General features: G+C 64.5%; 21 protein-coding genes. 8 read left to right on the forward strand and 13 right to left on the reverse strand.

Features of this window, described 5'->3' with window-relative positions; translation table 11 throughout:
* The first annotated feature begins 35 nt into the window (after positions 1-35).
* On the forward strand, positions 36-1,214 hold the full coding sequence (gene doeA, locus LCM4576_RS04680) for an ectoine hydrolase DoeA (protein ID WP_071030752.1): 1,179 nt from the start codon (positions 36-38) through the stop codon (positions 1,212-1,214).
* A 4-nt stretch (positions 1,215-1,218) separates the two neighbouring features.
* Positions 1,219-2,220: a N(2)-acetyl-L-2,4-diaminobutanoate deacetylase DoeB gene (gene doeB, locus LCM4576_RS04685; protein ID WP_071030753.1), complete on the forward strand. Its 1,002-nt coding sequence runs from the start codon at positions 1,219-1,221 to the stop codon at positions 2,218-2,220.
* A gap of 81 nt (positions 2,221-2,301) precedes the next feature.
* Here doeB and LCM4576_RS04690 read toward each other — a convergent pair whose 3' ends face one another.
* Genes LCM4576_RS04690 through LCM4576_RS04705 form a run of 4 tightly spaced genes read right to left on the reverse strand, consistent with a single transcriptional unit; the run spans position 2,302 to position 6,714 of the window.
* Complete coding sequence (locus LCM4576_RS04690) at positions 2,302-3,237, reverse strand: sugar ABC transporter substrate-binding protein (RefSeq protein ID WP_071030754.1); 936 nt, start codon at positions 3,235-3,237, stop codon at positions 2,302-2,304.
* 14 nt (positions 3,238-3,251) lie between these two features.
* Positions 3,252-4,247: an ABC transporter permease gene (locus LCM4576_RS04695; RefSeq protein WP_071030755.1), complete on the reverse strand. Its 996-nt coding sequence runs from the start codon at positions 4,245-4,247 to the stop codon at positions 3,252-3,254.
* Positions 4,247-5,245, reverse strand: a complete 999-nt coding sequence (locus tag LCM4576_RS04700; protein ID WP_244508466.1) for an ABC transporter permease — start codon at positions 5,243-5,245, stop codon at positions 4,247-4,249. The genes LCM4576_RS04695 and LCM4576_RS04700 overlap by 1 nt, the downstream gene beginning before the upstream one ends.
* Positions 5,242-6,714 (reverse strand): sugar ABC transporter ATP-binding protein, encoded by a 1,473-nt coding sequence (locus tag LCM4576_RS04705; protein ID WP_244510632.1) that lies wholly within the window; start codon positions 6,712-6,714, stop codon positions 5,242-5,244. The genes LCM4576_RS04700 and LCM4576_RS04705 overlap by 4 nt, the downstream gene beginning before the upstream one ends.
* 342 nt (positions 6,715-7,056) lie before the next feature.
* On the opposite strand from LCM4576_RS04705, the gene LCM4576_RS04710 reads away from it, so the two are divergent.
* From LCM4576_RS04710 to LCM4576_RS04725, 4 genes are all read left to right on the forward strand, one after another.
* The gene (locus LCM4576_RS04710; protein ID WP_071030795.1) at positions 7,057-7,731 is read left to right on the forward strand and encodes a GntR family transcriptional regulator; all 675 of its coding nucleotides are present in this window, start codon (positions 7,057-7,059) and stop codon (positions 7,729-7,731) included.
* A gap of 28 nt (positions 7,732-7,759) precedes the next feature.
* Positions 7,760-8,089, forward strand: coding sequence for an L-rhamnose mutarotase (locus tag LCM4576_RS04715; RefSeq protein WP_071030796.1), 330 nt, complete (start codon positions 7,760-7,762; stop codon positions 8,087-8,089).
* Between the two features lie 207 nt (positions 8,090-8,296).
* Positions 8,297-9,808: a UxaA family hydrolase gene (locus LCM4576_RS04720; RefSeq protein ID WP_071030757.1), complete on the forward strand. Its 1,512-nt coding sequence runs from the start codon at positions 8,297-8,299 to the stop codon at positions 9,806-9,808.
* Between the two features lie 95 nt (positions 9,809-9,903).
* Positions 9,904-10,650, forward strand: coding sequence for an SDR family NAD(P)-dependent oxidoreductase (locus LCM4576_RS04725; RefSeq protein WP_040985817.1), 747 nt, complete (start codon positions 9,904-9,906; stop codon positions 10,648-10,650).
* Positions 10,651-10,769: 119 nt separating this feature from the next.
* On the opposite strand, the gene LCM4576_RS04730 is transcribed toward LCM4576_RS04725, so the two are convergent.
* The 7 genes from LCM4576_RS04730 to cyoA are packed head-to-tail and all read right to left on the reverse strand — an operon-like array spanning position 10,770 to position 17,661.
* Complete coding sequence (locus LCM4576_RS04730; protein ID WP_164772005.1) at positions 10,770-11,303, reverse strand: response regulator transcription factor; 534 nt, start codon at positions 11,301-11,303, stop codon at positions 10,770-10,772.
* Positions 11,293-12,645, reverse strand: coding sequence for an ATP-binding protein (locus LCM4576_RS04735; protein ID WP_083354894.1), 1,353 nt, complete (start codon positions 12,643-12,645; stop codon positions 11,293-11,295). The genes LCM4576_RS04730 and LCM4576_RS04735 overlap by 11 nt, the downstream gene beginning before the upstream one ends.
* Positions 12,642-13,466, reverse strand: coding sequence for an SURF1 family protein (locus LCM4576_RS04740; RefSeq protein ID WP_083361308.1), 825 nt, complete (start codon positions 13,464-13,466; stop codon positions 12,642-12,644). Before LCM4576_RS04740 ends, LCM4576_RS04735 begins: the two co-directional genes overlap by 4 nt.
* Complete coding sequence (gene cyoD / locus LCM4576_RS04745) at positions 13,463-13,837, reverse strand: cytochrome o ubiquinol oxidase subunit IV (protein ID WP_041006522.1); 375 nt, start codon at positions 13,835-13,837, stop codon at positions 13,463-13,465. The genes LCM4576_RS04740 and cyoD overlap by 4 nt, the downstream gene beginning before the upstream one ends.
* Positions 13,834-14,460, reverse strand: coding sequence for a cytochrome o ubiquinol oxidase subunit III (cyoC, locus tag LCM4576_RS04750; protein ID WP_116397878.1), 627 nt, complete (start codon positions 14,458-14,460; stop codon positions 13,834-13,836). Before cyoC ends, cyoD begins: the two co-directional genes overlap by 4 nt.
* A gap of 2 nt (positions 14,461-14,462) precedes the next feature.
* Complete coding sequence (gene cyoB / locus LCM4576_RS04755; protein WP_071030760.1) at positions 14,463-16,469, reverse strand: cytochrome o ubiquinol oxidase subunit I; 2,007 nt, start codon at positions 16,467-16,469, stop codon at positions 14,463-14,465.
* Between the two features lie 10 nt (positions 16,470-16,479).
* Positions 16,480-17,661, reverse strand: coding sequence for a ubiquinol oxidase subunit II (gene cyoA, locus LCM4576_RS04760; RefSeq protein ID WP_071030761.1), 1,182 nt, complete (start codon positions 17,659-17,661; stop codon positions 16,480-16,482).
* A gap of 210 nt (positions 17,662-17,871) precedes the next feature.
* Between cyoA and LCM4576_RS04765 the strand changes: the two genes are divergently transcribed.
* The gene (locus tag LCM4576_RS04765) at positions 17,872-19,185 is read left to right on the forward strand and encodes an MFS transporter (protein WP_071030798.1); all 1,314 of its coding nucleotides are present in this window, start codon (positions 17,872-17,874) and stop codon (positions 19,183-19,185) included.
* 19 nt (positions 19,186-19,204) lie between these two features.
* Here LCM4576_RS04765 and LCM4576_RS04770 read toward each other — a convergent pair whose 3' ends face one another.
* Together LCM4576_RS04770 and LCM4576_RS04775 are read right to left on the reverse strand one after the other, a co-directional pair.
* Positions 19,205-20,224 carry an NAD-dependent epimerase gene (locus tag LCM4576_RS04770; protein ID WP_198540205.1) on the reverse strand — a complete coding sequence of 340 codons (1,020 nt, stop codon included), beginning with the start codon at positions 20,222-20,224 and terminating at the stop codon, positions 19,205-19,207.
* 187 nt (positions 20,225-20,411) lie between these two features.
* Positions 20,412-21,503: a helix-turn-helix transcriptional regulator gene (locus tag LCM4576_RS04775; protein ID WP_071030763.1), complete on the reverse strand. Its 1,092-nt coding sequence runs from the start codon at positions 21,501-21,503 to the stop codon at positions 20,412-20,414.
* Positions 21,504-21,737: 234 nt separating this feature from the next.
* Between LCM4576_RS04775 and LCM4576_RS04785 the strand changes: the two genes are divergently transcribed.
* Entirely contained in the window at positions 21,738-22,178 is a 441-nt protein-coding gene (locus LCM4576_RS04785) for a hypothetical protein (protein ID WP_071030765.1), read from the forward strand.
* The last annotated feature ends 187 nt before the right edge of the window (positions 22,179-22,365 follow it).

Here is a 22,365-nt window from a genome sequence, read left to right on the forward strand (position 1 = left end):
CGGCCGCAAGGCCCAACAAACGAGGACCAAGAACAATGCAACCAAATCTGAAATTCTCGCGCGGCGAATATGCGGAGCGCCTCGCCAAGACGCGGAAGGCCATGGAGGCCAAAGGCGTCGATCTGCTGATCGTCAGCGATCCCTCCAACATGGCCTGGCTGACCGGCTATGATGGCTGGTCCTTCTATGTGCATCAGGCGGTCATCGTGCCGCCTTCCGGCGAACCGGTCTGGTACGGCCGCGGCCAGGACGCCAACGGCGCCAAGCGCACCGCTTATCTCGCGCATGACAACATCATCGGCTACGCCGACCACTATGTGCAGTCGACCGAGCGGCATCCGATGGATTACCTCGCCAGCGTGCTTGCCGAGCGGGGCTGGGACAAGCTCTCCATCGGCGTCGAGATGGACAATTACTGGTTCTCCGCCGCTGCCTTCGCCTCGCTGCAGAAGCATTTGCCCAATGCACGTTTTGCCGACGCCACCGCGCTGGTCAACTGGCAGCGCTCGGTGAAAAGCCCGACCGAGATCGAGTATATGCGCAACGCCGCCCGCATCGTCGAGGCGATGCATAAGCGCATCGTCGACAAGATAGAGGTCGGCATGCGCAAATGCGATCTCGTCGCCGAGATCTACGATGCCGGCACGCGCGGCGTTGAGGGCATCGGCGGCGACTATCCGGCGATCGTGCCGCTGCTGCCGTCGGGCGCGGATGCCTCGGCGCCACATCTCACCTGGGACGACAAGCCGATGAAGGTCAACGAAGGCACGTTCTTCGAGATCGCCGGCTGCTACAACCGCTATCATTGTCCGCTGTCGCGTACCGTGTTCCTCGGCAARCCGACACAGGCCTTCCTCGACGCCGAGAAGGCGACGCTGGAAGGCATGGAAGCAGGTCTTGCCGCCGCCAAGCCCGGCAACACCTGCGAGGACATCGCCAATGCCTTCTTCGCGGTGCTCAAGAAATACGGCATCGTCAAGGACAACCGCACCGGCTACCCGATCGGCATCTCCTATCCGCCGGACTGGGGCGAGCGCACGATGAGCCTGYGCCCCGGCGACCGCACCGAGCTCAAGCCCGGCATGACCTTCCATTTCATGACCGGCCTGTGGCTGGAGACGATGGGGCTGGAGATCACCGAGTCGATCCTGATCACCGACACCGGCGTCGAATGCCTGGCCAATGTGCCGCGCAAGCTGTTCGTGAAGGACTAAGCCGATGTCCGCTTTGCGTCCATCGCCGATCACGCCGACCGTCGACTTCGAGCGCGACGGCGTCCAGCACGGCTTCCTGCGCCTGCCCTACAGCCGTGACGATTCCGCCTGGGGCTCTGTGATGATCCCGGTCTGCGTCGTCCGCAACGGCAAGGGCTCGACGGCGCTGCTCACCGGCGGCAATCACGGCGACGAGTATGAGGGGCCTCTGGCGCTCTACGATCTCGCCCGCACGCTCGATCCGAAAAATGTTTCCGGCACGGTGATCATCGTGCCGGCGATGAACTATCCGGCCTTCCGTGCCGGCACCCGCACCTCGCCGATCGACAAAGGCAACATGAACCGCTCTTTCCCCGGCCGCCCGGACGGCACGGTGACGGAGAAGATCGCCGACTATTTCCAGCGTGAATTGCTGCCGCGCGCGGACATCGTGTTCGACTTCCATTCCGGCGGCAAGACGCTGGACTTCGTGCCGTTCTGCGCCGCGCATACGTTGCCGGACAAGGCGCAGGAGAAAAAGGCTTTCGCCGCCGTCGAAGCCTTCTCGGCGCCGTTCTCGATGCGCATGACCGAGATCGACGCGGTCGGCATGTATGACACGGCCGCCGAGGAGATGGGCAAGGTCTTCGTCACCACCGAGCTCGGCGGCGGCGGAACCTCTCGCGCCGAAACCGTGCGGATTGCCCGGCGCGGTATCCTCAACGTGCTGCGCCATGCAGGTATCGCCGATGGTGCGGTCGAGAAGGGCAGAACCCAATGGCTCGACATGCCGTCGGGCGACTGCTTCGCCTTCGCCGAGGATGACGGCATGATCGAGACCATGGTCGATCTCGGCGAATCCGTGGAAGAGGGCCAGGTGGTCGCGCGCGTCCATCCGGTCGGCCGCACCGGCCAGGCGCCGCAGGAGATCACGGCCAGGATGTCGGGGCTGCTCGCCGCACGTCACTTCCCCGGCCTGGTCAAGGCGGGCGACTGCGTCTCGGTGCTGGGCGTGGCCGTTCGGTAATTGCCCCGGCGCGGCGTCCGACTGGTGCCGGGCATCGGATAGGGTATAGGCCGGCCCGGTCAAACCGGGCCGGCCATGTGATCAGAACGCCGGTTCGACCGAGCCGACATTGTCCTTGGTGACGACCGTCAGCGGGATCGGCAGCCTGTCCTTGACCTCCTTGCCGTCGATGATCTCCGCCATGGTGTTGATCGCCAGGCGGCCGTCCTCGACCGGCGACTGCACGATGGTCGAGTACATCTCGCCGCTCTTGATCGATTCGAACGCGTCCTTCTGGCCGTTGATGCCGACGATCGGTGGTGTCGGCTTGGACGGATTGGCTTCCTTCCAGGCGTCGATGAAGYCGCGCGCCATGGTGTCGTCATTGGCGTAGACGCCGGTGATCTGGTCGCCGAAGCGGGTGATCAGGTCGCGGCTGACGACCAGCGCCTTCTGCTGGTCGAAGTCGGCGTTGACGGTGTCGAGCACCTTGATATCGGCGTTCGTTTCCTTGAGCCGGTCGGTGAACCCGTTGACACGGCCGATGGTGGTGCCGTTGCCGGCCTGGCCGGCGATGATGACCACCGAGCCCTTGCCGCCCAGCGCCTTGCTCAGCGAATCCGCGGCCAGCTTGCCTTCCTCGTAGACGTCCGGTCCCGTGAAGGACTTTATGAAGGGCTTGGCGTCGTCGCTCATCGGCGAGTTGATGAGGATCGCCGGGATGTTCGCCTGCTGCGCGCGGGCAAGGCCCGGAATATAGGCCTGCGGATCGAGCGGCCACAGGATGATGCCGTCGACCTTGCGCGCCACGCAGGTGTTGAGCTGCTCGGTGCCCTTCTGCACGTCGAAGTCCTGGCTGAGGCTGAGTATCTCGACGCCAAGCTCCTTGGCGCGGGCCTCGAGCGCCTTGTTGGCCGGCGTCGCATAGGCATGCGAATCCGCCGCCGTCACGTAGCAGACGGTCTTGGCGCTTGCCCATCCGGTCGAGGCCAGGAGCGCCACGGCGGCGAGTTGGAGCATGCTTTTCTTGCCAATCATAAGTTTCCTCCCAATCATACGTTTTCTCCTTGAGTGATTGGATTGTCGCGAACGAGCGCCGGGCGCGTGCCCGGAGCCCTCCCCTTGGTGGTAACGGCCCGATCGAGCACGACGAGCAGGATCAGGATCAGYCCGGACACGACCTGCTGGACGTATGCGGGTATGGACTGGAACTCCATCGCGATGGTCAGCGAGCCGATCGTCAGCACGCCGCCCAGYGTGCCGAGCGCGGATCCCCTGCCGCCTTCGAGGCGGGTTCCGCCGACGACGACGGCGGCAATGACGGCAACCGTCAGTTCCGAGCCGAAGACGGGCGAGCCGGTGTTGGTGACGAGGCTCTGGAGGACGCCGGCAAGGCCGGCCAGCGTGCCGGCGAGGACGAAGCCGAGAAAGACGATGCGGTCCGAGGCAATGCCGCTTTCCTTGGCGGCGGCTGGATTGGAGCCGACGGCAAAGACGTTGCGGCCCGGGATGGTGCGCGTCAGCCAGACATGCAGCAGCACGATCAGCACGATGAACAGCGCGCTGCGGATGGTGAATATCTCGAGATAGGTCTTGGCCAGCGCCAGCGACAGCATGATGTCGGTGCCGGTCACGGGCTGGCTGTTGGTGATCCAGTGCGCGAGCGAGCGGAAGATCAGCATCGTGGCCAGGGTGAGCACCAGCGAATTGACCTTCAGTCCGACGACCAGGGCGCCATTGATCGCGCCGGCGACGGCGCCGACAAGAATGCCGACGGCCGCCGCGGGCAGGATGCCGATCTCGCGCTGCAGGATGACCGAGACGATGCCGGCCAGCGCGAACACCGCACCGCCGGAGAGATCGATCTGACCGGCGATCAAAAGCACGGTCAGGCCGATGGCGATCAGGCCGATGGTCGCGGCCCTGTCGAGGCCGAGGCCGAGCGTCGACGGCGCCAGATAGCCAGGCACGACCAGCGCCGAGACGACAAGCGTCAGACCGAGGATGATGAGGACGCGATATTGCGAGGCGAGGACCAGGAGGCGCATCACGCGACTCCCCGCTTGCGCAGCGCGGCGTCCATGCCGACGGCGCCGACGATCAGGATGCCCAGCACGAAGCCCTGGACCGGCGTGCGCACCCCTTGCAGCACCATGACGTTGGTCAGGAGTTGCACGAAGATGAGGCCGGCGACGGCCCTCGGCACCGAGCCGAAGCCGCCGATGATCGAGACGCCGCCGACGACGACCGCGGTGATGGCGCTGAATTCGTAGCCGGAGCCGATCAGCGGCCGTGCGCTCTGCAGCGTCAGCCCGAGCAGGCCGCCGCTGATGCCGGACGCGAGCGCGGTGATCACGAAGGCTCCGGCCTTGACGGCCTTGACGGGGACGGCGCTGGCTTCGGCGGCGCTGTAATTGCCGCCGGTCGCCAATGTCCAGCGTCCCCAGAAGGACCTGGACAGCACGAAATGGCCGATGAGCGCGATGGCCAGGAAGATCAGCACCACGACCGGGATGCCGAGCAGCCGGCCCTTGGCGAATTCGGCCGAGGCCGCGTTCGAACCGTAGACGATGACGCCGCCGACCGCCGCCTGGACAATGCCGAGGCCGATGGTTCCGACGCCCAGCGTGGCGATGATCGGATTGATGCCGACGTAGCCGACGAGAACGCCGTTGAGCAGGCCGATCAGCCCGGCAAGCGCAACCGCCAGGGCGAAGGCGGGCACGGGACCGATCAGCGGCTGCAGCCCCAGCGAGAGGATCGCGCCGCAGGCGATGGTGGCGGGCACCGAAAGGTCCGCCAGGCCGCCGACCACCAGCACGAAGGTCATGCCGACCACGACGATGCCGACGATCGACATCGAGGTCAGCACGTTGAGCAGATTGCCTGCGGTGAAGAAGGCCGGGCTGGCAAACGAGCCGTAGAGGACGACGGCGAGGATGGCCAGCACAAGGCCTGCCTTGGACAGCACACCGACGAGCCTGCTGCCGCGCGTAAAACGGTCGTTGCGGTTCACGCAGCTGATCTCCATGGCCGCGTCCGTCACGCCGCTTCCTCGCCGGTCGCGAGCGCCATGATGCGCTCCTCGCTGAGCTCGGCGCGGGTCAGCGGCGCCGATGCGCGGCCGTCGCGCATCACCACCACGCGATCGCACACGCCGAGGATCTCGGGCAGTTCCGACGAGATCATCACCACCGCCATGCCGTCGGCGACGAGTTGGCCGATGATGTGATGTATCTCCGCCTTGGCGCCGACATCGACGCCGCGCGTCGGCTCGTCGAGGATCAGAACGGCGGGTTTCGCCGCCAGCCATTTGGCGATGACCGCCTTCTGCTGGTTGCCGCCCGAAAGCAGGCTGATGYGCCGCTCGCCATCCGGCGGCGAGATGGAGAACTGCTTGACGTAAATGGCCGACAGCGAGCGGTCGGCACTGCGCCTGATGCGCCCGAAGCTGGTCAGGCGGCGCAGGATGGGCAGGCTTATGTTCTCGCGCACCGACATGCCGGGCACGATGCCGTCGCCCTTGCGGTCCTCCGGGACGTAGGCGATGCCGGCGCGCACCGCCTCGGATGGCGAGTTGATGACGACCTTGCGGCCATTGACGCTGACGCTGCCCTCGACGAGCCGCGACAGGCCGAAGACGGCGCGCGCGACTTCGGTGCGGCCGGCGCCGACGAGGCCGGTCAACCCAAGGATCTCGCCGGCCCGCACATCGAAGCTGACATCGCGGAAGCTCGCGCCGTCGCCGATGCGCTCGACGCGCAGCACCGACGCGCCGATCTCGGCCGGGCTCTTGGGGAAGACATTGCTCACCTCGCGGCCAACCATCAGCCTGATCATCTCGGCCGCGGTAATCCCCTCGATGGGCCGCGTCTCGATCATCGAGCCGTCACGCAGCACGGTGACCTCGTCGGCGATCTCGAGCACCTCCTTCAGCCGGTGGCTGATATAGATGATGGCGATGCCCTCGCCGCGCATCTTGCGCAGGATGYGGAAGAGCGCCGCCGTCTCGTGCTCGCTGAGCGACGATGTCGGTTCATCAAGGACGATGATGCGGGGCTGGGCTGCGTATGCCTTGGCGATCTCGACCAGTTGCTGCTGGCTGATCGAGAGGTTCCCCAGCCGCTCGCGCGGATTGATCGCGGCGCCCAGTTCCTTGAGGATGGCCGCGGCCTTCCTGATCATCTCGCCCTTGCGCAGCCAGGTCCATTTGCCGGGCATGCGGCCAAGATAGACATTCTCGGCGACGGTCAGGTCGGGGACCAGATTGATCTCCTGATGGACCATGCGGATGCCGAGCGCCTGCGCGTCCGCCGGCTTGCGCATGCGCACCTCATTGCCGCCGACCTTGATCGTGCCGCTGGTCGGCGCGTATGAGCCGTTGAGCACTTTCATCAGGGTCGACTTGCCGGCGCCGTTCTCGCCGACGACCGCGTGGACGGTGCCGAATTTCACGGCGAAATTGACGTTCGATAGCGCCTTCACGCCCGGAAACGTCTTGCTGATGCCCCGCATGTCCAGGGCACAATCCGCCACGACAGTCATTTCTGGCTTGGTCCTCCCTGGCAAGCGGCCCGGCGCTCCCCGGCGCGGGTTCATCGGTCATCAAGCGCATGGCCGGCCCCTCAAACCGACCACGAAAGCCCTCGCGAAAACCACGCTTGAGGCCCCCGAAACGCTTCCGCCGCGACGCCGATAATCGCGACGGCCGGCACTATTGCACTAATATAACAGTTCTGGCAAGCTGGTTTTCAGAGGCTTTCGACAAGGGAGGCAATCGGTTTTGCGCATGCGTGCATTCCGGTTGGCATTCTAATATAATTCATCCATTGGCGTGGACGAGCGATGGGATTTTTCATGGATCTGGACCCTTCGACCMTCAATCGGGCCCTGCCGCTGCGCGACCAGATCTACAACAAGGTCCGCAACCTGATCGTCGTCGGGCGACTGAAGCCCGGGGAGATCATCAACGAGGTGGCGATTGCCGAGGCGCTCGGCGTATCGCGCACGCCGGTGCGGGAGGCGGTCAAGCGCATCAGCGACGAAGGGCTGGTCAAGATCCTGGCGCAGAGCGGCACCTATGTGGCGCCGATCAGCCGCGCCGATCTCGAGGAAGCCTATGTCATCCGCCGGGCGCTGGAGATGGAAAGCGCAAGGCGCGCCGCGGCCAAGATGACGCCGCAAGCGGCCGAGCTCCTGGAAGACAACATGGCCGCTCACAAGCTCGCCATTTCGCGTGGACGCTATGCCGTGGCGATCCAGCTCGACGACGTCTTCCACCGCAGCATAGCCGAGATCTGYGGCATGCCAATGATCTGGCGGGCGGTCGACATCTCCAAGGCGCAGATGGACCGCGGCCGCTATCTGGCGATCCCCAAGCCTGGCTATGGCGAGCAGACGATCGAGCAGCACGAAGCCATCCTCGACGCCCTGAAGCGCCAAGATGCGGAGGGCGCCGCGCAGGCGATGGAGAGCCATCTGGAGACGTCCTTCCGCAACACGCTCGAAGTCGCCGCCGAGCTTCTCGACTAACGATCCAGTCGAACCAGACGAGACCATGATGAAGAGAATGGGGTTTTGCATCGGCCTGAAGGCCGAGGCGATCGAGGACTACAAGCGCGTGCACGCCGAGGTCTGGCCCGAGGTGCTCGATGTCATCAGCCGCGCCAATATAAGGAACTACTCCATCTTCCTGCGCGAGCCGGAGAACCTGCTGTTCGCCTATTGGGAATATCACGGCGACGATTTCGCATCGGACGCCGCGCGGATGGGCGAATCGGCCGCGATGCGCAAATGGTGGGAATTGTGCGACCCGATGCAGCAACCCTTGGCCACCCGCGCGCAAGGCGAATGGTGGGCGGCGATGGAGGAAGTCTTCCATCTGGACTGAGCCGCTGACGGCAGCAGGTAGAGCAAGGATCTGTGCGCGCAGGCGGCGATCCCGCTCTGTCGAGCCCTGCGAAGGATATCCCGCAACGGCGGTTCCACTGAAACACGATCGGCTGTCGCTTGACCGCTGACATTCTATTATATTAGTATTCCGACTCATCAAATCTCGCGGCCGCGCCGGTGAGAATTTTCTTCAGAGTCTTGGGCAATGGCACGCTTCATCAAGCTTTCGCATGCGGACAACATCCTGCTCGCGGTCGATCCGTTGGCGGCTGGCGAGAAGGCCGGCGATATTGCGGCTCGGACCCGAATCCCGCGCGGACACAAGATGGCCATGCGCGACATCGCGGTGGACGAGCCCATCGTGAAATACGGCCAGACCATCGGCTTCGCGCGCGGACCGATCGCGGCCGGGGATTGGGTGCACGAGCACAATGTCTACCTGCGCGATTTCGAGCGGGATTACGGCTATGGCGCGGACGCCAGGCAAACGCCGGTCGTTCCCGACGGCGAACGGGCGACCTTCATGGGTTATCGCAGGCCGAACGGCAAAGTCGGCACGCGCAACTACATCGCCACGCTGACCTCGGTGAACTGCTCGGCCAGCGTCGCGCGTTTCATCGCAGAGGAAGTCAACCGCTCCGGCATCCTGCGCGACTATCCCAATGTCGACGGCATCATCTCGCTCGTCCACGGCACCGGCTGCGGCATCGACACCAAGGGCCCGGCCTACGATCTTCTGAAGCGCACGCAATGGGGCTTCRCCACCAATCCCAATGTCGGCGGCGTGCTGATGGTCGGRCTCGGCTGCGAGGCCTTCCAGATCCCGCGCTGGATGCAATCCTACGRCATCGAGGAGAACACCACCTTCCGCACGATGACGATCCAGGAGACCGGCGGCACGCGCAAGACGGTCGATGCCGGGGTGAAGGCGATCGTCGAGATGCTGCCGATCGTCAACGCYGCGCGGCGCACGCCGCAACCGGCCTCCGAGCTGGTGCTGGCGCTGCAATGCGGCGGCTCGGACGGCTACTCCGGCATCAGCGCCAATCCGGCGCTCGGCGCGGCGGTGGACCTGCTCGTCGCGCAGGGCGGCACCGCCGTTCTTTCGGAGACACCCGAGATCTACGGCGCGGAACATCTCCTGACCCGCCGCGCCGAAAGCCGGGCGGTCGGCGAAAAGCTGGTCGAGCGCATCCGCTGGTGGGAGGACTACACCGCCAGGCACGACATGGAGATGAACAACAATCCCTCGCCCGGCAACAAGCTGGGGGGATTGACGACCATCCTGGAGAAGTCGCTCGGCGCATCGGCCAAGGGCGGCACCACCAATTTGCGCGCGGTGCTGGAATATGCCGAGCCGATCAACGAGCGCGGCCTCGTCTTCATGGACACGCCCGGCTACGACCCGGTCTCGGCCACCGGCCAGGTCGCCGGCGGCGCCAACATACTGTGCTTCACCACGGGGCGCGGCTCGGCCTTCGGCTGCAAGCCGACGCCTTCGATCAAGCTCGCCTCCAACTCGTTCATCTTCGAGCAGATGCGCGACGACATGGACATCAACTGCGGCGACATACTGGACGGCGTGACGCTGGCTGAGAAGGGCGAGGAAATCTTCGCGGAGATCCTGCGGGTGGYGTCCGGCGGGCGCACCAGGTCGGAGGTGCTTGGCTATGGCGACAACGAATTCGTGCCGTGGAGCCTCGGCGCCACCATGTAGCGTCGCGATACCGGGCCGGAAGCCCGTGCGGATCACGCATTGCGGCCAATAGCCGGAATATCAGCAGGAAAATTGGACTGGAGGAAACGCCCRATATGAACAGGATCGATCTGGACGGCCAGCACGCGGTGGTGACCGGCGGCGCCCAGGGCCTCGGCTTCGCCATGGCCAAGCGCTTTGTCGCCTCGGGCGCCACGGTCACGCTTTGGGATCTCGACGAGGCGCGCCTCGACGCCGCCCGGCAGGAGCTCGGCAAGGCCGCCACGACGCTGGTGGTCGATATCGCCGACTGGGACGCGGTCGATGCAGCCCGCGCCAGGACCGAGGAAATCGCCGACAAGATCTCCATCGTGGTGAACTCCGCAGGCATCGCCGGCCCGGCGGCGCCGCTCGACGTCTACGACGTCGACATGTGGAAGAAGATCATCGACATCAACGTCAACGGCACCTTCCACGTCAATCGCGCTGTCGTGCCCGGCATGAAGGAGCGCAATTACGGCCGCATCGTCAACATCGCCTCCGTGGCCGGCAAGGAGGGCAATCCCAACGCCGCCGCCTATTCGGCATCGAAGGCGGCCGTCATCGGCCTGACGAAGTCGCTCGGCAAGGAGCTGGCGCAATACGACATCGCCGTGAACTGCATCTCGCCGGCAACCGCCCAGACGCGCATCCTCGACCAGCTGACGCCCGAGCATATCGAGTACATGCGCTCGCGCATTCCGCGCGGCCGGCTGCTTGAGGTCGACGAAGCCGCCGCGATGGTCGCGTGGCTGGTCTCGAAGGAAAACAGCTTCACCACCGCCTCGACATTCGACCTGTCAGGCGGGCGCACCACCTACTGAGCAATCGAGGAAATTACCCCAGAGCATGTCACCGTTTCACAGAAACGGTGACATGCTCTATCTCCTTGCTTTTACGCAATTCCGGACGGAAAAGCGCTCACACTTTTCCTGGAATTGCCCTACTGCACCACGCGCTTCTCGAGCTTGCGGGCGAGCGTGCGCCGGTGCAGACCAAGCCGGCGCGCGGTCTCGGAGATGTTGAAGCCGGTCTCGACCAGCGTTTCGTGGATGCGCTCCCATTCGAGGTTCTTGATCGAAGTGGGGCGGCTGGTGAGCGGCACCGAGACGTCGCCCTCGGCGCGGCCGAAGGCGGCTTCGATGTCGTCGGTGTTGGCGGGCTTGGCCAGATAATGGCAGGCGCCGAGCTTGATCGCCTCGACCGCCGTGGCGATGCTGGCAAATCCCGTCAATACGACGATCCGCATCGACGGGTTTCGGGCGCTGAGCAGCTTGACGCATTCGAGCCCGGATCCCGCTCCGAGCTTGAGATCGACGACGGCATAGGCCGGAACAGTCTTTTCCAGCGCGACCAGCAGCGCCTCCCGGTCGTGGGAGACCACGACGTCGTAGTCGCGCTTTTCAAAGGAGCGTTTGAGCGTCCGCGCGAAGGTCACGTCGTCCTCGACGACAAACAAGGATCGATCAGATTTCACGATCGCCTCCATCGGTCAGCGCCGCCAGCGGCAGCGAAAGGGTAACGCAGGCGCCCTCCGCCATGTTGCGCGCCGAAACGTCACCTCCGAGCTTGCGCACGACATTGAACACCAGGAAGAGGCCCAAGCCGCCGCCTGGGCGCCCCTTGCTCGACATATAGGGCTGGCCGAGYCCGGCCAGAATATCCTTGTCGAAGCCCGGTCCGCGATCCCTGACGGAGAGCACCAGCTTCTCATCCTGCCGCTCGGCAGTGATGCCGACCCAATGGTGCGATGCTTCCTGCGCATTGTCGAGCACGTTGAAGATCACTTGTTTCAGCGCCGTGTCGGACACGATCTGCTCGTCCGGCTCGAAACCGTTGCTGTAATCCAGCTTGATAGGCTGGCGGCTGAGGCGCCACTCCTGCACGAGATCGTCGAGGAACTGGCGGATCGTGGTGCGGATCGTGCCCTCGCCCCGCGCATGGCCGGAAGACATGAGGATACCGGTGACGATGCTTTTGCAGCGCTCGATCTGCGCCTGCATCTCGGCCACGTCCTCGGAAAGCTCGCGGCTGCGTTTGACGCCGCGCATCTGGCGCCAGTCGGACAGGATGACCGAAATGGTCGAGAGCGGCGTGCCCAACTCGTGCGCGGCACCTGAGGCCAGCAGGCCCATGCGCACGATGTGGTCTTCCTCGGCGGAACGCTGGCGCAGGTCGGCAAGATAGGCATCGCGTTCGCGCAGGTTGCGGTTGATGCGCGTCATGAAGATCACGATCAGGCCGGCCGCCAACACGAAGCAGATGAACATGCCGCGCAGATGCAGCGCCAGGAGATCGCTGCCGCCGTGATGCGGGAGAGCGATCGGTTGGAAGGCGAAGATGAGGAAGACGAAGCAGGCGGAGGCCGCCACTACCAGGATCCAGGTCGACCATGGCGCCAGCAGCGCGGCGCCGAGCGTGATCTGCAGGAGGTAGAGCGACACGAACGGATTCGAGGCGCCGCCGCTCAGATAGAGCTGCGTCGTCAGCGCCGCCATGTCGAAGATCAGCGCGACGAAGAGCTGCGCGTTGGAGATGCGGCGATTGCCGCGCAGGGCGAGCAGGCTGAAGATGTTGAGCCCTATGAGGAAAAGCACCACGCCGGCCATCTCGGCGAGCGGCAGCTGGATGGCGAACCAGTATTGCGTCACCAGGATGGTCAGCACCTGCCCGGCCACCGCCAGCCAGCGCAACTGGATGAGGAGCAGCAGGTTCTTCCTGTTCGTGGCGTCGGTGTTCGGGGCCGAGCCTCCCTGGCCGGCCGGAGGAACCGTCAGGAACGGCTTGTCGTGATGAAGCCGCGCGATCGAAATGTTCATCTTGGCGCGTCCCGCTGATCGCGGCCGGCGAAGATCGGCCTGACAAGGGCCACCGCCAGCATCGCGGCCAGGGCGAACCAGGTCAAAGCGTAGACAAGATGCGCGTTGCGAAACTTGACGACGGTGAGCCCGCCGCGCGGCCAGCTGTCGGGGCCGGAGGCCCCGGCATCGATGAAATAGGGCGCGACGTCGGTCAGGCCGCGGGCCTTGGCGATTRCCGCGACGTCGCGCGAGTACCAGCGGTTCGTGGCCGGATCGTTGCTGCGCAGGAAACCGCCGCCGGGCTCGCTGATGCGCAGCAGCCCGTCGACCATCGCCGGCGCGGTGAGYGCGGCATTCTCCCGCTCGAACTCGGCCTTGCGCTCCTGYGGAACGAAGCCGCGGTTGACGAGGACCGTGAAACCGCGGTCGTCGCGCATCGGCGTCAGCACCCAATAGCCGGCGCCAAGCTCGGTCACCGCCTGCACCAGCGCGTTGGCGCCTTGGAACCGCCCGGCCAGCCGCACATGGCGGTATTCATAGCCGGCCGCGTTGATATCGGCCCATGTCGCGGGGCCAGGCGCATCGACGACGGAAGCATGGATGCGCTGGTCGACGCGGGCGATGAGGTCAAGCTTCCAGACCCGCCTTTCCAGCTGCCAGAGGCCGAGCCCKAGAAACACCAGAACGCCGAGAAGCCCGAGCAGCACAAGCAAAAACCGTGACGCGGAGCCCTTTGACGRCTCGGCGTGAGAGGCAATGTCTGCCCGGCCGATCACGTCTTTTGCCTCGAAACTGGCCCTCCCCGCGCGCGACACGCCCACGCCCAAAATGGGGTTCATGGCATCTCCCGCATCTCGTGGAGTCCCGGCATCATGTTGGCGTTGAGGTGGTACATCACCCAGAGCGAGCCGCTCAGCACGATGACGACGAGGATCACCGTGAAGATGAGCGCCAGCATCGACCATCCGCCTTCCGAGGCGGGGGTCATGTGCAGGAAGAAGACCATGTGCACCACGATCTGCACCACCGCGAAGGCCATAATGATGATGGCCGTGGCCTGCTTGTTGTCGATGGCGCCCGTCATGACCATCCAGAACGGGATGGCCGTGAGCACCACCGACAGGACGAAGCCGATCAGATAGCCCTTCAGCGACCCGTGCGCGGCGCCGCCATGCGTGTGGTCGTGATCGGTATGATCATGAGCGCTCATCTGAGCATCCCCATCAGGTAGACGAAGGTGAAGACGCCGATCCAGACGACGTCGAGGAAGTGCCAGAACATCGAAAGGCACATCAGCCGGCGGCGGTTGGCCTCGATGAGGCCGTATCGGGCGACCTGCACCATCAGCGTCACCATCCAGACGATGCCGAAGGTGACATGCAGGCCGTGCGTGCCCACCAGCGTGAAGAAGGACGACAGGAAGGCGCTGCGCTGCGGCGTCGCGCCCTCGTGGATCATATGYGCGAATTCGTAGAACTCGATCGACAGGAACGCCAGGCCGAACAGCATGGTCACGCCAAGCCAGGCTTGCGTCGCGCCGACGCGGCCCTTGTCCATGGTCAGCATGGCGAAGCCATAGGTGATCGAGGAGAGCAGCAGCATGGTGGTATTGACCGCCACCAGGCCGAGATCGAACAGGTCCTTCGGCGCCGGACCGGCCGCGTAGTTGCCGYCGAGCACGCCAAAGGCTGCGAACAGCATGGCGAAGATCAGGCAGTCGCTCATCAGATAGAGCCAGAAGCCGAGCATGGTGCTGCCGCCTTCGGCGTGCGCATGCTCCTCTTCCAGGTGGAAGACCGGTTCGGCGCCGGCCGTGATTGCCGTCGATGCCATGCTCAAGCCCTAGCCCCCTGAGCGGCGAGGAGCGTCGTCCTCGCCTCTTCCGTTTGCGCGACCTCGGCCGCCGGGATGTCGAAGTCGCGGTGGTAGTTGAAGGTGTGGCCGATCGCCGTGGCGATCAGGCAGACGAAGCTCAGCGTCGCCAGCCACCACATGTACCAGATCAGGCCGAAGCCGAGCGCCACGCTGAACAAGGCCAGGATGACGCCGGTGCCGGTGTTCTTCGGCATGTGGATCGGCTTGAAGCCGGTAAGCGGGCGCCGGTAGCCGGCCTTCTTCATGTCCCACCAGGCGTCGTTGTCGCGGATGATGGGGGTGAAGGCGAAGTTGTAGGCCGGCGGCGGCGAGGAGGTCGACCATTCGAGCGTACGGCCATCCCAGGGATCGCCGGTGACATCGACCAGGTCCGCGCGCTTGCGGATCGAGACGAAGATCTGGACCAGGAAGGCGGCGATGCCGGCGGCGATCAGCACCGCGCCGAAGGCGGCGATGACGAACCATATCTGCAGCGAGGGATCGTCGAAGACGCGCATGCGGCGCGTCACGCCCATCAGGCCGAGGATGTAGAGCGGCATGAAGGCGAACCAGAAGCCGACCACCCAGCACCAGAACGAGACCTTGCCCCAGAACGGATCGAGCTTGAAGCCGAAGGCCTTGGGCCACCAGTAGGCGATRGCGGCGAACAGGCCGAACAGCACGCCGCCGATGATGACGTTGTGGAAATGCGCGATCAGGAACAGGCTGTTGTGCAATACGAAGTCGGCCGGCGGCACGGCAAGCAGCACTCCGGTCATGCCGCCGACGACGAAGGTGAGCATGAAGGCCACCGTCMACATCATCGGCAGCTCGAAGCGGATGCGGCCGCGATACATCGTGAACAGCCAGTTGAAGATCTTCGCCCCGGTCGGGATCGAGATGATCATCGTGGTGATGCCGAAGAAGGAATTGACGCTGGCGCCGGAGCCCATGGTGAAGAAGTGGTGCAGCCAGACCAGATAGGACAGGATGGTGATGACCACCGTGGCATAGACCATCGAGGTGTAGCCGAACAGGCGCTTGCCGGAGAAGGTCGAAGTGACCTCGGAGAAGACCCCGAACAGCGGCAGGATGAGGATGTAGACCTCCGGGTGACCCCATATCCAGATGAGGTTCACATACATCATCGGGTTGCCGCCGAAGTCGTTGGTGAAGAAGTTGGTGCCRACATAGCGGTCGAGCGCGAGAAGCGTCAGCACAGCCGTCAGCACCGGGAAGGACGCCACGATCAGCACGTTGGTGCAGAGCGAGGTCCAGGTGAAGACGGGCATGCGCATCATGGTCATGCCCGGCGCCCGCATCTTGATGATGGTGCAGATCAGGTTGATGCCGGACAGTGTCGTGCCGACGCCCGCGACCTGCAGCGCCCATATGTAATAATCGACGCCGACATCGGGACTGTAGTTGATGCCCGAGAGAGGCGGATAGGCCAGCCAGCCGGTGCGGGCGAACTCGCCGACGAACAGCGAGGCCATGACCAGGATGGCGCCGCCGACCGTCATCCAGAAGCTGAAATTGTTGAGGAAGGGGAAGGAGACGTCGCGCGCGCCGATCTGCAGCGGCACGACGAAGTTCATCAGTCCGGTGACGAAGGGCATCGCCACGAAGAAGATCATGATCACGCCATGCGCGGTGAAGATCTGGTCGTAGTGATGGGCGTTGAGATAGCCTTCCGAACCGTTGAAGGCGATGGCCTGCTGCAGGCGCATCATGATGGCGTCGGAGAAGCCGCGCAAAAGCATGACGAGGCCCAGCACCATGTACATGATGCCGATCTTCTTGTGGTCGACGCTGGTGAACCACTCGCGCCACAGGTAGCCCCAGAGCTTGAAATAGGTGACCGCGCCGAGAAGAGCCAAACCGCCGAGCGCCACCACGACGAAGGTGCCGACGACGATCGGCTCGTGCAGCGGCAGCGACTCCAGGGTGAGGCGGCCGAAGATGAATTTGGTCAGCGTCTCAGGCATTCGCCATCCCTCACAATTCGAAGCGCAGCAGGCCGAGCGACGGCGTCTCGGCATCGGCGCGGCGGCTGCCTGCGCCGGGCGCAAGCAGGCCAACGCCGCGCAGCGGGGACAGGTCCCTGAGCGGCCAAGCCTTATCATCGGCATCCCGCGCCGCGCGGGAAGCGGCGGCCGCYTCCTCCGCCGTGCAGATGCTTGCGACATAGGACGGGTCGTTGCCGAACACCGCTCCGCGCCGGGCAAGCTTGTCGTATTGCAGCGGCAAGGTGTTGCGCACGCCGGCAAGGCCAAGGCCGCCCTTGGCGTCGATCGACATCATCTCGTTCATGCACATCTTGCCCGGTTCGACGCACAGATTGAGGATCGCGCCATAGAGGTCGAGATCGACGGAGGCATAGTGGCGGACCGGCTCGTTCTCGCTCGGACGTTCGAGCGCGAGATAGGTCTCGCGGTTGAGCGTGGCYTCAGCGCTCTTGGTCTGGGCCACCCAGTCAGCGAAGGCCTGGTCGGTGAGGCCGTGGAACGCAAAGCGCATGCCGGAGAAGCCGGCGCCGCTGTAGTTGGCCGAGAAGCCGGTATAGGTGCCCGGACGGTTGATGACCGCGTGCAGCTTCGTCTCCATGGCAGGCATGGCGTAGATCTGGCCGGCAAGGGCTGGGATGTAGAAGGAGTTCATCACCGTGGACGAGGTGATGCGGAAGTCGATCGGCTGGTTGACCGGCGCGGCCAGCTCGTTGACCGAGGCGATGCCGTAGTCCGGATAGATGAAGAGCCACTTCCAATCGAGCGCGACAACGTCGACCCTGAGCGGCTTATGGGCCTGCGTGACCAGCTGCCCCGGCTCGATCCGGTCGATGCGCCGATAGGGATCGAGCAGGTGTGTGCCGAGCCAGGTGAGCGCGCCGAGGCAGATGATGACGAGCAGGGGAGCGGCCCAGATCACCAGCTCCAGCTTGGTCGAATGGTCCCAGTCCGGCGTATAGGTCGCGGTGGTGCTGGATTGCCGGTAGCGCCAGGCGAACAGCACTGTCAGCGCCATGACAGGCACGATGATGAGCAGCATCAGCAGGRTCGAGACGACGAGCAGGTCGCGCTGCTGCGCCGCGACATCGCCCGCAGGCGCCAGCACGACGAAGTCGCAGCCGCTCAGCAGCACGGCGAGCGGAAGGAGAAGCAAGGCTCCGGATCGTTTCATCAAACGCTGCCCTCGATGGCCCTGCACGGATATTGCAGGTTGCGATGCGATAGGGCCTAACGGCTACTGCCGCCGGCATCGCGACGACATTGGACAATTTGTCCAATGCCCAGCCGGGGTGGCTTTGGCGAAACTGGCCATGCATTATGGGATGACAATCGTATCTCGGACCGGGCGCGTCCCGGACCGAGCTCGGTGGCAACGGACAAGATGGCTGAAACTTCGACTGCCGGAACGGACAGCAGGCTGATCGGCTCGCATCACGGCCAGGTCAGCGCCGGTGATATCGCGGTCGGCGTAATTATCGGCAGGACGTCGGAATTCTTCGATTTCTTCGTCTATGCGATCGCTTCCGTGATCGTGTTCCCCAAACTTGTGTTTCCGACGCACGATCCGCTGGTCGGGACGCTCTATTCCTTCGCCATCTTCGCTCTGGCCTTCATCGCGCGCCCGTTCGGCACCGTGCTGTTCATGGCGGTCGACCGCGCCTATGGCCGCGGCGCCAAGCTGACGATCGCGCTGTTCCTGCTCGGTACCTCGACGGTCGCGATGGCGTTCCTGCCCTCCTATGAGGATGTCGGCGCGGTCGCCGCCTGGCTGCTGGCGCTGACCCGCTTCCTGCAGGGCCTTGCGCTTGGCGGGACGTGGGACGGACTGCCCTCGCTTCTGGCGCTGAACGCGCCGCAGAACCGGCGCGGCATCTACGCGATGATCCCGCAGCTCGGTGCCCCGATCGGGCTCATCGTGGCAAGCTCGCTGTTTGCCTTCTTCGTCGCCAACCTGTCGGCCGACGACTTCTTCGCCTGGGGCTGGCGCTACCCTTTCTTCGTCGCCTTCGCCATCAATGTCGTGGCGCTGTTTGCCAGGCTGCGCATCGTGGTGACGCCCGAGTTCTCGAAACTCTACGAGAGCGGCGACCTGCAGCCGACCCGCATCAGGGACATGATCCGCATGGAAGGCCGCAACGTCGTCGTCGGCGCCTTCGCGCCGCTGGCGAGCTTCGCCCTGTTCCACATGGTGACGGTGTTTCCGCTGTCCTGGGTGTTCCTGTTMACCAATGAAGGGCCGGAGCGGTTCCTGGTCATCGAAGCGGTGAGCGCGCTGTTCGGCATCGCGGCGATCGTCGCATCAGGTCCGCTGGCCGACCGTGTCGGGCGCCGCGCCCTGCTCGGCGGCGGCGCCGTTGCCATCGCCGCATTCAGCGGCTTTGCCCCGCAGCTTCTCAACGGCGGCACCGTCGGCGAGACGGTGTTCATGGTGCTGGGCTTCATCCTGCTGGGCTTAAGCTTCGGGCAGTCCTCGGGCGTCGTCGCGACGAGCTTCTCGCGCCGGCATCGCTATACCGGTTCGGCGGTGACGTCGGACCTCGCCTGGATGTTCGGCGCCGGCTTCGCGCCGCTCGCGGCGCTGTTGCTGGCCGGCACTTTCGGCCTCATCGCCGCCGGCGCCTATCTGCTTTCGGGCGCCGCCTGCACGCTGATCGCGCTCTGGATCGACAGGCAGGCCTCGACGGCCGGCCGATAAGTCAACGGCAAACGTCCAATCAGACCTGGTAGAAAGCCCGGTACCATTCGACGAAGCGCGGGATGCCGATCTCGATCGGAATCTCGGGCTTGAAGCCGGTCACCTCTTCGAGCGACGTGACGTCGGCATAGGTCGCCGGCACGTCGCCCGGCTGGAGGGGCATCAGGTTGCGGATTGYCTTCTTCCCAAGCGCGTCTTCGAGCACGTCGATCAGCCGGCTCAGCTGAACGGGCGAGCTGTCGCCGATATTGTGGATCCTGAACGGCGCACTGCTCGTCGCGGGATCCGGCGCCGCGCTCGTCCAGTCTGGGTTGGGCGTCGCGGGATGTCCCATGATGCGGACCACCCCTTCGACGATGTCGTCGATATAGGTGAAGTCGCGCTGCATGTTGCCAAAATTGAAAACGTCGATCGGCTGGCCGGCGAGGATGGCCTTGGTGAAGATGAACAAGGCCATGTCGGGCCTTCCCCACGGACCGTAGACGGTGAAGAAACGCAAGCCCGTCGTCGGCARCCCGAACAGGTGGCTGTAGGTGTGAGCCATCAGCTCGTTCGCCTTCTTGCTGGCGGCATAGAGGCTCAAGGGGTGGTCGGCGGAATCATGCACCGAAAACGGCATGCGCATGCTGCCGCCATAGATCGAGCTGGACGACGCGTAGACGAGATGCCCGACGGAGGCCTGCCGGCACCCTTCCAGGATGTTGAGGAAGCCGTTGAGATTGCTTTGCGCGTAGACGTGCGGATTGATCAGCGAATAGCGCACGCCCGCCTGCGCGGCGAGATTGACGACGATCTCCGGCGCGGCCGAGGCAAAGACCGCCGAGATGCCATCGCGATCGGCGAGATCGACATGCTCGAAACGAAAGTTCGCGAACGTTTTCAGCCGTTCGAGCCGCGCCTGTTTCAGGGCGATGTCGTAATACTCGTTCATGGAGTCGAGGCCGACAACCTGCCGGCCTTCGGCGAGCAGCCGGTGGCAGAGGTGAAAACCGATGAAGCCGGCCGCGCCGGTGATCAGGATAGGCCTGCTCGACGTCAATACATGCCCCAAATGCTGTAGCCCGCCCCTCTACGGACCGACTGCTTGCCGACGGCCCGCCGGCCAACGCAGCCCAAACCTGTCATGGCCGCAGGTTCGGGAACGTCTGGATATCCCAGCTTTTTATGGCAGATGGCCGCCGAATTCAACGCACCTGTCTCGGACCGCCGCGACGCAGYCCTCCCTGTTATTGCGGCGGCAGTGAGGCCAGCGGCTGCAGCGTCTTCAACATGGCGACCAACTGGCTCTGCCGGTGGGTACCGGTTTTCTGGAAGACACGCTCGAGATAGGTGCGGGCGGATTTGACGGTGACACCGCCCCGTGCGGCCGTTTCCGCCAAGGTGAAGCCGGCGGCAAGATCGGCCGCCAGCCGCGCCTCCGCCGGCGTCAGATCGAACAAGGCGTTGAGCAGGCTCGCCGAAGGCACAAGCGCGCTCGGCTTGATGGGCGTCGCCAGCACCAGGATGTCGGCATTGCCGAATATGTCGTGCGCGGAGCGTCGCAGCGGCAACAGATGGACGACGAAAGGCGCCTCGCCGCCGATGCCCGGAACGGGGATCGATCCGATCGCATTGTCGGCGCGGCTCATGCCGGTCACGGCCAGCTGGAACAGCCGGTTGGCGTCGCGGTCGGCGATTGCCAGGCCGCCATAGGCCACGGGCAGAAAGGCCGTGTCGAGACGATCCAGATGCCGGTTGGTCGCCATGACACGCCCATTGGCCGACAGCACAGCGGCCGGCAACCCAAGCAGATCGAGGGCCGAAGTGGCGGCCACCGCCCGCTCGACCCGCAGCCGGCCGGCGACAAGACTGGCACGGGCCAGATGCGGCCGTAACGCATCGAGTCCGTCGATCTCCGGTTGCGCGAAGYCGCCATCCCTGATCCATTTCTGGAAGACGAAAGTCGCCAGCTCTCCTGTCGGCATCGGGATCGCCGTGCACAGATGCGCGCCGATGCCGAATTCCCTCAGCATGATGCGGGCCGGATCGCGCTTGATCTCACCGGGGCTCAAAAAGTCGTCGACGCGCACGAAGCTGGCCGGCTGCAAGCCGCACATCTTCTGCACGCTGTCGCAGAACTTCCAGAAATCGCCCTTGATGAATTCGTCGAACAGCGGCCGCAGATTGTCGAGCGTGGTTCCGCGCGGCGGGCCGTCGTCGCTGAAGAAGAAGACCTGAGCGCTGGCCGCGTTCGACAGGCCGCTCGCCTTCTGGAGCACCGCGTTCCATCGCTCCGGGACGAAGGCCGCCTCGTATATGGTTTCAATCAGGTCGATCATGGGCGCCATTGGGAACGGTGCGGAGACAACGCTGCGGGCCGGGCAGGCCCGGAAGACCACCAGTATCCGACAATGGAAATRCGATCTCAAGCCGACGCTGATATGCGAGCGTGATCAGCGGTCGAGCCCTTCCGTGCGAAATGAGATTGCGCGCATGTCCCGGATCGGGGATTTGGTTTTCTTGGTGATCCCCCTTCCTTGGGGCAAACTGCCAGCGGGCTGTCAGGAGGAGAAATGAGAGCACGCGCGGCGACGGTCGGAGACCTGGAAGGTGTTTTCCGAGACCTGTCCAAGCGAATGTCGGACGAGTATGTGGCGGCCGGCAAGGACAGCAAAAGCGCCTATGACAATCTGATGATGAACCTGAAGGAAGGCCGGGCGCATGCGCTCGTCGAAGGCGACAGGACCGTCGCAATCATCGCCTGGCACGAGCATGCGGACGCCGCCGATACGCTGTTTGCAGYGCAGGAGGATTTCTTCAACGCCGCGACGGTCCGCTTCTGCAAGCGGCACATCCGGCACGTCCAGGCGCTTGCCGGCAATCTGCCCGTGCATTCGCGCAGCTGGCTGGACAGGCCCGACGTCGCGAAATGGTTCCGCGTGATCGGCTATATCGACCGAGGGCGGGAGAACGGCGCCACCCTGTTCGAGCTGCCTCCGGCCGCCAATGGCTGACAAAGCGTGGCCGCCCCTAAAGCGCGTCGCGATCTTTCAGATTCGCTCCATGCGCTTTAGGTTTTCGATTTTACGCATGTCTTCATCCCGAAACCGGTTCCCACTTTCGGGAGACATGCCTTAAAACGGGCGCTTGCGCGAAAATCCGATTGGAAAGATTGTATGCGCGGGCAGCCGGGCAAGCCGG

It is taken from the genome of Mesorhizobium sp. LCM 4576, from assembly GCF_001854815.1.
In the GTDB taxonomy this organism is placed as follows: Bacteria; Pseudomonadota; Alphaproteobacteria; order Rhizobiales; family Rhizobiaceae; genus Mesorhizobium; species Mesorhizobium plurifarium.

What these genes read in the sequence shown, in the direction of transcription:
- LCM4576_RS04715 (WP_071030796.1), top strand. Translation starts at nt 7,760, where the DNA reads ATGAAGAGAATGGGGTTTTGCATCGGCCTGAAGGCCGAGGCGATCGAG.
- LCM4576_RS04725 (WP_040985817.1), top strand. Translation starts at nt 9,904, where the DNA reads ATGAACAGGATCGATCTGGACGGCCAGCACGCGGTGGTGACCGGCGGC.
- doeB (WP_071030753.1), top strand. Translation starts at nt 1,219, where the DNA reads ATGTCCGCTTTGCGTCCATCGCCGATCACGCCGACCGTCGACTTCGAG.
- cyoD (WP_041006522.1), bottom strand. Translation starts at nt 13,837, where the DNA reads ATGAGCGCTCATGATCATACCGATCACGACCACACGCATGGCGGCGCC.